The 11561-nt window shown below is 73.2% G+C and carries 10 protein-coding genes and 1 pseudogene; 7 read left to right on the forward strand and 4 right to left on the reverse strand.

The genetic code is table 11. From position 1 onward, the window contains the following. Entirely contained in the window at positions 1-963 is a 963-nt protein-coding gene (locus PSU4_RS31970) for a helix-turn-helix transcriptional regulator (protein WP_222596383.1), read from the forward strand. A 130-nt stretch (positions 964-1093) separates the two neighbouring features. Then, on the forward strand, positions 1094-2056 hold the full coding sequence (locus PSU4_RS24545) for an AraC family transcriptional regulator (protein WP_147113093.1): 963 nt from the start codon (positions 1094-1096) through the stop codon (positions 2054-2056). A 4-nt stretch (positions 2057-2060) separates the two neighbouring features. Here PSU4_RS24545 and PSU4_RS24550 read toward each other — a convergent pair whose 3' ends face one another. Both PSU4_RS24550 and PSU4_RS24555 read right to left on the reverse strand, forming a co-directional pair. Further along, positions 2061-3977 carry an acyl-CoA dehydrogenase family protein gene (locus PSU4_RS24550; protein WP_147113096.1) on the reverse strand — a complete coding sequence of 639 codons (1917 nt, stop codon included), beginning with the start codon at positions 3975-3977 and terminating at the stop codon, positions 2061-2063. Then, a complete protein-coding gene (locus PSU4_RS24555) occupies positions 3974-4606 on the reverse strand; it encodes a TetR family transcriptional regulator (RefSeq protein WP_147113099.1) in 633 nt (210 codons plus the stop codon). The genes PSU4_RS24550 and PSU4_RS24555 overlap by 4 nt, the downstream gene beginning before the upstream one ends. A 67-nt stretch (positions 4607-4673) precedes the next feature. Between PSU4_RS24555 and PSU4_RS24560 the strand changes: the two are divergent. The 4 genes and pseudogenes from PSU4_RS24560 to PSU4_RS24575 all read left to right on the forward strand — a co-directional run bounded on the left by PSU4_RS24560 (position 4674) and on the right by PSU4_RS24575 (position 9647). Then, positions 4674-5954 (forward strand): annotated as a pseudogene (locus PSU4_RS24560) (acetyl-CoA C-acetyltransferase). Continuing rightward, positions 5954-7324 carry a 3-oxoacyl-ACP reductase gene (locus PSU4_RS24565; protein ID WP_147113102.1) on the forward strand — a complete coding sequence of 457 codons (1371 nt, stop codon included), beginning with the start codon at positions 5954-5956 and terminating at the stop codon, positions 7322-7324. The pseudogene PSU4_RS24560 and the gene PSU4_RS24565 overlap by 1 nt, the downstream one beginning before the upstream one ends. After that, entirely contained in the window at positions 7324-8154 is an 831-nt protein-coding gene (locus tag PSU4_RS24570; RefSeq protein ID WP_147113104.1) for a MaoC/PaaZ C-terminal domain-containing protein, read from the forward strand. The genes PSU4_RS24565 and PSU4_RS24570 overlap by 1 nt, the downstream gene beginning before the upstream one ends. Before the next feature lie 11 nt (positions 8155-8165). After that, entirely contained in the window at positions 8166-9647 is a 1482-nt protein-coding gene (locus tag PSU4_RS24575; protein WP_147113106.1) for an adenylate/guanylate cyclase domain-containing protein, read from the forward strand. 32 nt (positions 9648-9679) lie between these two features. On the opposite strand, the gene PSU4_RS24580 is transcribed toward PSU4_RS24575, so the two are convergent. Both PSU4_RS24580 and PSU4_RS24585 read right to left on the reverse strand, forming a co-directional pair. After that, positions 9680-10039 carry a VOC family protein gene (locus tag PSU4_RS24580; protein WP_147113107.1) on the reverse strand — a complete coding sequence of 120 codons (360 nt, stop codon included), beginning with the start codon at positions 10037-10039 and terminating at the stop codon, positions 9680-9682. After that, complete coding sequence (locus PSU4_RS24585) at positions 10036-10875, reverse strand: MerR family transcriptional regulator (RefSeq protein ID WP_147113109.1); 840 nt, start codon at positions 10873-10875, stop codon at positions 10036-10038. The genes PSU4_RS24580 and PSU4_RS24585 overlap by 4 nt, the downstream gene beginning before the upstream one ends. Before the next feature lie 139 nt (positions 10876-11014). Between PSU4_RS24585 and PSU4_RS24590 the strand changes: the two genes are divergently transcribed. After that, complete coding sequence (locus PSU4_RS24590) at positions 11015-11395, forward strand: glyoxalase superfamily protein (protein WP_147113111.1); 381 nt, start codon at positions 11015-11017, stop codon at positions 11393-11395. The last annotated feature ends 166 nt before the right edge of the window (positions 11396-11561 follow it).

Here is an 11561-nt window from a genome sequence, read left to right on the forward strand (position 1 = left end):
GTGGAGGTCCCGGTCACGCGGTTCTCCTACGCATCGGACTCCGCCGACGAGGTGTGGGACCTGGTGTCGCGGCTGTACATGCGCGTCCGGTTCCCGGCGCCCGGCACCGGGCTGCGCTACGCGGTGGACAGCGCGGCGACGGGGTCGCTCGGCGTCGATCTCGCGCGCTGCTCGGCGACGTCGGGCGTCGCGGCGGAGGGCAGCGACCAGCTGATCCTGCTGAGCTGGCTGCAGGGCCGGGTGTCGATGGACTTCGGCCGGTACGGCGGGGCGGTCGCCGCGGAGGGGGACAGCAGCCTGTACGTGCCGGGTGCGCCGGGCCTCTTCGACATGGACGACTACGTGGGGCTGGCCGTCCGGCTCTCGCCGGACGAGGTGGGCCGCGCGGTCGAGGACCTGACGGGGCTCGCGCCGGGGGCGTTGCGGTTCACGTCGGTCAGACCGGTGTCGACGGCGCACGGTCGGCTCTGGGGTGTCACGGCGCGGATGCTGTGGGAGGAACTGACGGGGCCCGGCCGGGAGGCGCTCACGCCGCTGGTGCACCAGGAGCTGGTCAACGCGGCCGCGGCGGCGGTGGTGTCGGCCTTCCCGAACACGGCGATGACCCGCGGCTACGTCCGCGGACCCGGGTACGTCGGTCCGGCGACGCTGCGCCGGGCGCTCGCCTACGTCGACGCGCACGCGTCGTTGCCGATCACGGTGGCGGACATGGCCGACGCGGCCGGGGTGAGCCCGGCGACGTTGCGGGCGGCGTTCCGTCGCCACCTGGGGACGACGCCGTCGGCGCATCTGCGCCGGGTCAGGCTCGACGCGGCGCACCGCGACCTCGTGGCGGCGGACCCGGCGGGTGCCGACACCGTCGCGGCGGTGGCGACGCGGTGGGGGTTCCGTTCCCCGGCCCGGTTCGAGGACACCTACCGGGCGCAGTTCGGCTGTCCACCCGGCGCGACCCTTCGCCGCTGACTGCTCCGGGACGGCGCTCACCGCCGGGCCGCGCGCCGAGGCTCAGGAGGACGCCGAACAACTCGGAGCCGTCCGGCACCCTCCTAAGCTTCGTCATGTCGGCGGACGCGACGATTCGAGGGAGGGCCCGTTGGCGGTTCCGGTCACACGGTTGTCGTTCACGGCGGACTCCGCCGACGAGGTGGCCGACATCGTCACGCGGCACGGGATGCGCACCCGGCTGCGGCGACCCCAGAGCGGGCTCGACTACGTGGCCGACACCGTCGCCACGGGCTCGCTGGGCGTCGACGTGGCGCGGTGCACGGCAACGTTCAGCGCAGCGGTCGACGGCAGCGCCGAGCTGATCGTGGTGACCTGGCTGGGCGGCCGGGCAGCGCTGGACTTCGGCCGGTACGGAGCCACGGTGGCGGTGGAGGGCCACAGCACCCTGTACGTGCCGGGTGCGCCGTCGGTGGTGGAGATGGACGACCACGTCGGGCTGGCGGTGCGGCTGTCGCCCACCGAGGTGGGCCGCGCCGTCGAGGAGCTGACCGGGCTCGCCCCGGAGGCGTTGCACTTCACGTCGCTGAGTCCGGTCTCGGCGGCGCGCGGGCGGCTGTGGGGGGTGACGGCGCGGATGCTCTGGGAGGAGCTGGCCGCTCCGGCCGCGGGCGTCCTCACGCCGCTCGTGCACCAGGAGCTGATCGGCACCGTCGCCGCGGCGGTCGTGACGGCGTTCCCGAACACCGCGATGACCCGTGGCTACGTCCCCGGGCCGGGCTACGTCGGTCCGGCGACGCTGCGCCGGGCGCTCGCCTACGTCGACGCCCACGCGTCGTTGCCGATCACGGTGGCCGACGTGGCCGAGGCCGCCGGGGTCGGCCCCGCGGCGTTGCGTGCGGCGTTCCGGCGCCACCTGGACACGACGCCGTCGGCGCATCTGCGCGGGGTCCGGCTCGACGCTGCCCACCGCGACCTGGTGGCGGCCGACCCGACCGCGGACGCCACCGTCGCGTCGGTGGCGGCGCGCTGGGGTTTCGTCTCGCCGTCCCGCTTCGCGGACTCCTACCGCGACCGGTTCGGCTGCGCGCCCGGCGAGACCCTCGGCCGCTGACGGTTCAGGGCGTCCGCAGCATCGGGCAGTCGAGCCAGCTCTCGGGGATCGCGAACGCGTCGACGAGCAGCCGGGCGTGCGGGCGCAGGCTCGCACACAGGTCGTTGACCGCTGCGCTGACCGCGCGCGACTCGGCGACGGTGAGCCGTCCGTGCTCGAGGAACCAGGCCCGGTCCGCCTCGATGACCGAGAGCGCGTGCAGGTCGCGGACCTGGGCGAGCAGCTCCCGCGTGGGCGCGTCGGACACCGTGTCGACTGCCGTCGCGATCGCGTCGTAGACGACGGTGTCGACGTGCGCGCGGGAGGCGTGCAGCAGGTGGTCCTGGGCGTCGTTGACGATGTCGAACTGGTCGGTGCCCGTCCTCGACGCGGGTCGCAGCCGCCGCGCGAGGCTCGCGAGCAGGTGCTCGGCGCGATCGTGGATCAACCGTGCCTGCGCCTGCGGAGAGCGAGGATCGACGGCCCGCAACCGGCGCTTCGTGAGACCGGTCTTCTCCGCGAACGCCTCGACCGCCACCCCGCTCGCGAACCGCGCCGTGCCGAGCGGGCCGAGTGCGGCGACGCGGCGCCCGTACTCCGACAGCAGACCCTTCGCGAGCAGCTGGAGCAGGACGGTGTTGTCGCCCTCGAACGTCGTGAAGACGTCGGAGTCGGCCTTGAGCTGCGGCAACAGGTTCTCGGCGAGGTAGCCGGCGCCGCCGCACGCCTCGCGGCACGCCTGGATCGTCGCGGTCGCGTGCCAGGTGGCGACGGCCTTCAGCCCGGCCGCGCGGTACTCGAGGTCGCGCTGGGCCTTCTCGTCGGTGACGACCGCGCCCGGCGCCTGGATGCGGTGCATCTCCGCGACGAGGTCCTCCTGCGCGAGGTGCAGGGCGTAGGTCGTGGCCAGCGCGGGCAGGAGCTTGCGCTGGTGGGCGCGGTAGTCGAGCAGCGCGACCTCCTCGCCGGTGGTGGGGTCGGCGAACTGGCGGCGCGTCGCCCCGTAGCGGATCGCCAGCGCGAGTGCCTTCTGCGCGGCGCTGCCCGCGCCCCCGGCGACGCTGATCCGACCCCGGACGAGCGTGCCGAGCATCGTGAAGAAGCGGCGGTTCTCGTTCTCGATCGAGCTGGAGTAGGTGCCGTCCTCGGCGACGTCGGCGAAACGGTTGAGCAGCGCCTCGCGCGGCACGCGGACGTGGTCGAACACCAGGCGCCCGTTGTCGACGCCGTTGAGACCGCCCTTCTCGCCGCAGTCCGAGATCGTGATGCCGGGCATCGCGTTGCCGGCGTCGTCGCGGATCGGGACGAGGAAGGCGTGCACCCCGTGGGAAGCGCCGGCGGACCGCGCATCGGCACCGCGGGTGTCGCCGCCCGTCACGAGCTGGGCGAACACGACGGCCATCTTCCCGTCGCGGGCGGCATTGCCGATGTAGTCCTTGCGCGCGCCCGGCTCGGGGGTGTCGACGACGAACTCGCGCGTCGCCGGGTCGTAGGTCGCGGTGGTGCGCAGGTTCTGCACGTCGGAGCCGTGGCCGGTCTCGGTCATGGCGAAGCAGCCGAGCAGCTCCCCGTCCATGATCGCGCGCAGATACTCGTCGTGGTGACGGGAAGTGCCCAGTACCTGCACCGCTCCGCCGAACAGCCCCCACTGCACGCCGGCCTTGACCAGCAGCGACAGGTCGCCGTAGCCGAGTGTCTGGAAGCTGACGACGGTCCCGCCGATGTCGCCCTCGCCGCCGTACTCGGGCGCGAACCCGGCGTGCGGGCGCTTCGTCGCGGCGAGCTCGCCCATCAGGTCGAGGACGCGGGCGCGGTACTCCTCCGTCGACAGCCCGGCTTCGACGGGCCGGAACCTGCCCATCTGCTCCCGGACCTCGTCGCGCACAGGGGCCCAACGGCCGTCGAGAAGAGTGCGGAGTGCGGTCAGGCGAGTGTCTGTCACGGGGTCACCTCCGGGGTGCGCAGACCGGCGAGCCCGGTCCAGGCGAGATCGGTCAGCCGGGCGGTCAGCTCGGCGCGGGTGGTGCCGTCGGGGCGGGCGAGCCAGTCGTCGGCGGCGCCTCTGACGAGGCCGACGATCGCGTGGCCCCAGGTGCGGGCGGCGCTGCTGTGCCGAACCGCCTCGTCCACCACGACAGCGACGTGGTCGCCGATCACCGTCGTCAGATCCGTCACGGGGTCCGTCGTAGCGGCGTCGAGCAGTGGGCGGTGTACCACGAAGCGGTACACCTCGCGGTCGTTCTCGATCAGCCACAGGTAGGCGTCGATGCCCGCGGCGACCATGGCGTGGGGGCTGCCGGTCTGTTCGCGCGCGGTGTCGACGGCGGCGCGGATGCGCGTCACGAGCGTCGCGGCGACGGTTTCGCACACCGCGACGTGGAGGCCGGTGCGGTCCTGGAAGTGCCGGTAGACGACGGTTTTCGACGTGCCTGCGGCGGCCGCGACGTCGTCCATGCCGACCCCGGCGCCGTGAGCCCTGATCGCCTCGATGGCGGCCGTGACCAGCTCGGCGCGCCGCTGCTCCCGGTGGGAGTCCCAACGGCTGTCGCGGCGGTCGCGGAGCGGCTTCATGGCACCGACAGTACCGTGTACTCTGAGTATCAGCTACTCACGGGTAACCCTGCTGAAGGAGAACCACATGCCGGCCAGGCGCGCCGCCGTCATCGGCGGCAACCGCATCCCGTTCGCCCGCGCCAACAAGCGCTACGCCCGAGCCTCCAACCTCGACATGCTCACCGCGACCCTCGACGGGCTCGTCGCCCGCTACGGCCTGTCCGGTGAGCGGCTCGGCGAGGTCGTCGCCGGGGCCGTGCTCAAGCACTCCCGCGACTTCAACCTCACCCGCGAGGCCGTCCTGGGCAGCAGGCTCTCCCCCGCCACCCCGGCCTGCGACATCCAGCAGGCCTGCGGCACCGGCCTCGAGGCGACGATCGCCGTCGCCAACAAGATCGCGCTCGGGCAGGTCGAGTCCGGCGTCGCGGGCGGCGTCGACACCGCCTCCGACGCCCCGATCGCCGTCAACGAGGACCTGCGCAAGATCCTCGTCGGCCTCAATTCCGCGCGCTCGCTCGGCGACCGGGTCAAGCTCGTCGGGGCGCTGCGGCCGGGGCAGATCGTCCCCGAGATCCCGCGCAACGCCGAGCCGCGCACCGGCCTCTCGATGGGGGAGCACGCCGCGATCACCGCGAAGGAGTGGGGGATCGGCCGCACCGAGCAGGACGAGCTCGCCGCCGCCTCGCACCGCAACCTCGCCGCCGCCTACGAACGCGGCTTCTTCGACGACCTCCTCACCCCCTACCTGGGCCTGACCCGCGACGACAACCTGCGTCCCGACTCGTCGGTCGAAGCCCTGGCGAAGCTCGAGCCGGTCTTCGGTCGCGGTGACGACGCGACGATGACCGCGGGCAACTCCACCCCGCTGACCGACGGCGCCGCCCTGGTGTTGCTGGGTTCCGACGAGTGAGCCGCCGCGCACCGGCTGCCGGTGCTGGCGCACGTCGTCGACGCCGAGACCGCCGCGGTCGACTACGTCCACGGCCGCGACGGCCTGCTCACCGCGCCGGTGTTCGCCGTGCCGCGGCTGCTGGAGCGCAACGGGCTCACGTTGCAGGACTTCGACCTCTACGAGATCCACGAGGCCTTCGCCTCCACCGTGCTCTCGACGCTCAAGGCCTGGGAGGACCCGGCGTTCGCCGAGGAGCGCCTCGGCCTCGACACCCCGCTCGGCTCGATCGACCGTTCCCGGCTCAACGTGACGGGCTCCTCGCTCGCCGCGGGGCACCCCTTCGCCGCGACCGGTGGACGGATCGTCGCGACCCTGGCGAAGCTGTTGCACGAGAAGGGCCCCGGCAGCCGCGGGCTGATCTCGATCTGCGCCGCGGGCGGCCAGGGCGTCGTCGCGATCCTGGAAGGTGCTTGATGACCTCGGATACCTTGCGGAACTGGTCCAACACCGGCCTCGCCCGCCGGCTCGGCGCCCCCCGCATCCCGGTCCTGCGTCGCTACTCACCAGGCCAGCCGCTGCTCGACGGCCCGGCGCTGGTCACGTCGGTGGGTGGCGGGCGGTTCGCCGAGCCGATCGCGGCGCTGGTCGCCGAGACCGGCGCCACCGTCGTCACCGAGACCGGCGACGACAAGCTCGCGGCCGTCGTCCTGGACCTGACCGGGATCGCGACCCTCTCCGACCTGGCTGCCGCGCGCCGGATCCTGACCCCGGCGGTGCGAAAGCTCGCGCCATCGGGTCGTGTCCTGCTGCTCGGCCCTGACACCCCTGTGAGTGGCGATAGTCGCCATAGCGACTATCGCCACTCACAAGGAAGTGAACGCGCTGCCGTGGCGCAGGCACTCGACGGGCTCGTCCGGTCCATCGGCAAGGAGCTGCGGGCGGGGGCGACCGCGAACCTGCTGGTCGTCGCCCCCGACGCCACCCCCGCGGCCCTCGACTCCACAGTCCGGTTCTTCCTGTCCGCGCGGTCGGCCTACGTCGACGGGCAGGTCGTGCACCTCGGCGCCGCCACCGATCCCGCTCCCGACGACGTGGACCCCCTGCGCCCCTTGGCCGGGCGCGTCGCCGTCGTCACCGGGGCCGCGCGGGGGATCGGCGCCGCGATCGCCGACACCCTCGCCCGCGACGGCGCGACGATCGTCGCCGTCGACATCCCCGCCGCAGGCGAAGGTCTCACCGCCGTGGCCAACCGCACCGGCGGGACGGCGCTGCAGCTCGACATCACCGCCCCCGACGCCGCACAACGCCTGCTCGCCCATCTGAAGCAGCGGCACGGGCGCGTCGACCTCGTCGTCCACAACGCCGGCATCACCCGCGACAAGCTCCTGGCCAACATGGACGACGACCGCTGGGACGCGGTGCTGGCGGTCAACCTCGGCGCCCAGCTCACCGTCAACGAGGCCCTCCTGGCCGCCCCCGACCTGCTCGGCGCGAACGCCCGCGTCGTGTGCGTGTCGTCGCAGAGCGGGATCGCGGGCAACCGCGGCCAGACGAACTACGCCGCGTCGAAGGCCGGGATCATCGGGATGGTCCGGGCGCTCGCGCCGCGGTTCGCCGAGCGCGGCGCGACGATCAACGCCGTCGCGCCCGGGTTCATCGAGACCGAGATGACCGCCAGGATGCCGCTGGGCACTCGCGAGGCCGGGCGCCGCGTCAACAGCCTGCGCCAAGGCGGGCTGCCGGTCGACGTCGCCGAGACGATCGGCTGGCTCGGGCAGGCGTCGTCGGGCGCGGTGAACGGGCAGGTCGTGCGCGTCTGCGGCCAGTCGATGCTGGGGGCCTGATGTCGCTCGCGCCGTTGTACGCCAAGGCCGCCGCCGGGGCGCTGCTGCCCGGCCGCGGCTCCCAGCTGCCCACCGACGAGGTCGTCCGCGACGACGTCCTCGTCGACCGCGGGCATCTCGCCGACTACGCGCGGGTGTGCGGGTTCGCGCTGTCGGACACGCTGCCGTTGACCTACCCGCACGTGCTCGGGTTCGCGTTGCAGGTCGAGCTCATGGCGCGACGGAGCTTCCCCCTGGCGCTGCCGGGGCTGGTCCACGTGCACAACCGGATCGTCGCCACCCGGGCGATCGACGCCGGTGAGCTGTTGCGCGTCGCCGTGCACGCGGAGCGCTTCGTCGCCCACCCGAAGGGAGCGCAGGTCGACCTGGTCACCTCCGTCTCCGCCGAGGGTGACGCCGTGTGGACGGCCCGCAGCACGTACCTCGCCCGCGGGGCCCGGCCCCCGGCCGGTGCGATCGCCGCGACGGCCGACGAGCTGCCCGACCTCTCCGACGAGCCCGCCGCCGCGGTGTGGCGCGTCGCCGCCGACACCGGGCGTCGCTACGCGGCGGTGTCCGGCGACGTCAACCCGATCCACCTGCACCCGTTGAGCGCCAAAGCCTTCGGCTTTCCGACGGCCATCGCCCACGGCATGTGGACCGCCGCGCGGGCCTTGGCCTCGCTGCAGGGGCGGACGGGTGACGCGATCGCCTACGACGTCGAGTTCCGCAAGCCGCTGCGGCTGCCGTCGCAGGTCTCGCTCCGCACCCGGCCCGTCGACGGCGGCTGGGACCTCGGCGTGGCGGGGCGCGTCGAGCATCTGCGAGGCACTGTGCGCCGTTCGGACTAGAGTCCGCCGCCATGGGACTCGGGCGGTCGGTCGTCGGCCGGCCCGTCAGGATGCTGCTCGGCGGTGTCGTCGTCACCGCGAACCTGACGGGCACGGCGATCGTCGTCGCGCTGGCGGTGTGGGTGCTGCCCACCGGCGACGTCGCGGACGAGGACCGCGTCCGCGTCGTCAACCTGCTGATCCTCGCCGGGTACCTGATCGTCTGTGTCCCGATCGGCCTCGTCTGGGGCGAGCTGCTGCTGCGGACCCGCCGCGACGACGCCGCCGCGCAGCGCCGCCTCGTCCTCTACGGCCCGCTGCGGCTCGCCACCGTGCAGGCCGTGCTGTGGCTCGCGGCCACCGTCCTGTTCGTGCTGGTCAACCTGCAGTACGCGTGGCGGCTCGCGCTGACCGTCGGCGAGACGATCCTGATCGGCGGCATCACGACGACCGCCCTGTCCTACCTGCTCGCCGAGCGCATCCTGCGGCCGGCCGCCGCCCGTGTCCTCGCCGACCGGCCGCCGTGTCGGCGGATGCGCTTCGGCGTGCTGGTGCGGTCGGTGCTGTTCTGGGCGCTCGGGACGGCGGTGCCCGTGGTCGGGCTGATCCTCGCAGCGGTGTCGTCGCTGGTGTTCCAGGACGTGCCGGCCGGTCAGCTCGCCACGATCACGATCGCCGTCGGCCTCGTCGCGCTCACCGCAGGTTTCCTGACGACGGTCGGCGCCGCCCGCGCCGTCGCCGACCCCGTGACCGCGGTGCGCCGCGCGCTGCACCGCGTCGAGGGCGGGGATCTCGACGCCCGCGTCCCCGTCTACGACGCCACCGAACTGGGGATGCTGCAGGTCGGCTTCAACACGATGACCGACGGGCTGCGCGAGCGGGAGCGGCTGCGTGACCTGTTCGGCAGGCAGGTCGGTCACGACGTCGCCTCCCTCGCCGCGGCGGCCGACGAGGTCGAGCTGGGTGGCGAGGTCCGCTCCGTGGCTGTGCTGTTCGTCGATCTCGTCGGGTCGACGGAGCTGGCCGCGCACCGGCCGCCGACCGAGGTCGTCGCCCTGCTCAACCGCTTCTTCGGGGTCGTCGTCGAGGTCGTCGAGGGCTGCGGCGGGTGGATCAACAAGTTCGAGGGCGACGCTGCACTGGCCGTCTTCGGCGAGCCCGCCACCCTCGACGACCCGGCCGGGCAGGCTCTCTGCGCCGCCCGCACCCTCGATGCGCGCCTGCGGATCGAGCTCCCGGGCTGTGACAAGGGGATCGGCGTCTCGGCGGGCGACGCGGTGGCGGGCAACGTCGGCGACCCGCGTCGCTACGAGTACACGGTGATCGGCGACCCCGTGAACGAGGCGGCGCGGCTCACCGAGCTGGCGAAGTCGTCCGACGGCCGCGTCCTGGCCTCGGCGGCAGCGGTCGTGGCGGCGTGCCCGGAGGAGGCCGCGCACTGGCGCCTCGGCGACGCCGTCACCCTGCGTGGCCGCACCGACCCGACACGCCTCGCCACCCCTCGTGAGCGGTAATAGTCGCTATAGCGACTATTACCGCGCACAGGTCACCCTTGGGCCACGCAGAACTCGTTGCCCTCCGGGTCGCGCAGCACTGTCCAGCGCAGGCCGAGCTCGGCAATCTCGTGGTCCTCGACGCGCTCGGCGCCCAGCTCCACGAGTTGTGTGACGGACGCTTCGCGGTCGGCGCTGTGCAGGTCGAGATGGCAGCGGTTCTTCGCCGTCTTGCCCTCCGGCACCCGGATGAACAACATCGGCGGCAGGCCACCCGGGGCCGCACGGCCCACCATCGCGACCTCCTCGTCCGCCATCGCCTCCGCCGGTCGGTCCGTCGCGGCCGACCAGAACGCGGCGAGCTTCACGGGGTTCTCGCAGTCGAACGCGACCCCACCCATCTGCAGTGTCATGACTCGTTCCTCTCCGGCCGGCCCAGCGGCCAGCCGATCTCGGTGCGGTATGCGGACTCGGGCTCGCCGTCGCCGGGCCCGATCAGGTAGGACTCGCGGACCGGCCCCGCGACGGGAACCCGCGCGCCGGCGAGCCACGCCCCCAGCGAGCGGTACCCCTCCGACAGCTCGGCGTAGGGCCCGACGAACGTCACCACCGCGAGCCGGGCCGCCGGGAGCGTGAGGGCGGCGCACCCGTCGCCGCCCCTGACCTCGACCCCGGCCGGGAGCGGCAGGTAGACGGTGACGTCGGCGGGGTCGTCGGAGAACTCGGCCGGGAACAGCGCGCCCAGCGGGCCCGCCGGCGCGACCTCCTGGCGCCCCAGCACGGCCATCAGCCTCGGGATCGAGTCGCCGATGAAGCCGGCGAAGTCGACCTCACGGCACGACCCGGTCCGGGCCAGCACCGGCAGCGCAGGCTCGTCCCGTTCCGCCACGGCGTGGCGGGTCAACGTCGACGGATCGGTGAGCAGCGAGTCGACCTCGCCGAGGATCGCCTCGGTGCGGGCCAGCTGCTCGCGCATCCTGTCGCGATGGTGGGCGAGAACAGCCCTGGTCTCGACGGGATCGCGCGCCGCCAGCACCCGCGCGATCTCGGGCAGCGGCACGTCGAGCTGCCGCAGCGCCCGGATCACGCCGGCGTCACCCAGCTGGACGCGGGTGTAGCCGCGGTAGCCGGTCCGGGCGTCGACGACCGCGGGTACCAGCAGCCCCGACTCGTGGTAGCCGCGCAAGGCCTTCGGCGAGAGCAGGGTCGCCCGCGAGAAGGCCCCGATCGTCAGGAGGTCCTCGTCCATGACGCAAGCGTCGACCTTCACCCGGGGGAAAGGTCAAGAAGACTTCGGTTGTGGTCAGGATCTGTCCACAAGTCTTCCTAGAGTTGTCCTCAACGGATTCGGAGGCACACTCCGGACCATCCGACGAGAGGACGGCACCATGGCCATCACCGACTGGCGCATCGAGCTCATCCACCTCCCCGTCGCCGACGTCGAGCGGGCCAAGCACTTCTACGTCGACACCATCGGCTTCACCCTCGACCACGACCACCAGATGGGCCCCGACCTGCGGTTCGTCCAGATCACCCCGCAGGGCTCGGCATGCTCCTTCACGATCGGACAGGGCCTGACCGACATGGCGCCGGGCAGCCTCAAGGGAGTCCAGGTCGTCGTCCCCAGCGCCGCCGACGCCCTCGACCACCTGCGCGGCAAGGGCATCGAGTGCTCCGATGTCGACGAGCAGCCCTGGGGCCGCTTCGTCTACTTCACCGACCCCGACGGCAACTCCTGGGTGCTGCAGGAGATCGTCGTCCCCACCTGACCACCCACGACAGTGAGGTTGCGCGCCGCAATTCGGGCGCAACCTCACTGTTGTCGACGTGCGCGCGGACGACCGTGAGGTTGCGCGCGGGATCGGCGGGGCGCGTGCAGGCCGTGCGCGCCGGCCGGGTTGACCGGGCGCAACCTCACTGTCGTCGACGGACGGG

It is taken from the genome of Pseudonocardia sulfidoxydans NBRC 16205 (assembly GCF_007989085.1).
Lineage (GTDB): Bacteria > Actinomycetota > Actinomycetes > Mycobacteriales > Pseudonocardiaceae > Pseudonocardia > Pseudonocardia sulfidoxydans.

Excerpts from the sequence above, each read along its gene's own strand:
- PSU4_RS24555 (WP_147113099.1), bottom strand. The coding sequence starts at position 4,606 with ATGAAGCCGCTCCGCGACCGCCGCGACAGCCGTTGGGACTCCCACCGG.
- PSU4_RS24565 (WP_147113102.1), top strand. The coding sequence starts at position 5,954 with ATGACCTCGGATACCTTGCGGAACTGGTCCAACACCGGCCTCGCCCGC.
- PSU4_RS24570 (WP_147113104.1), top strand. The coding sequence starts at position 7,324 with ATGTCGCTCGCGCCGTTGTACGCCAAGGCCGCCGCCGGGGCGCTGCTG.
- PSU4_RS24575 (WP_147113106.1), top strand. The coding sequence starts at position 8,166 with ATGGGACTCGGGCGGTCGGTCGTCGGCCGGCCCGTCAGGATGCTGCTC.
- PSU4_RS24580 (WP_147113107.1), bottom strand. The coding sequence starts at position 10,039 with ATGACACTGCAGATGGGTGGGGTCGCGTTCGACTGCGAGAACCCCGTG.
- PSU4_RS24585 (WP_147113109.1), bottom strand. The coding sequence starts at position 10,875 with ATGGACGAGGACCTCCTGACGATCGGGGCCTTCTCGCGGGCGACCCTG.
- PSU4_RS24590 (WP_147113111.1), top strand. The coding sequence starts at position 11,015 with ATGGCCATCACCGACTGGCGCATCGAGCTCATCCACCTCCCCGTCGCC.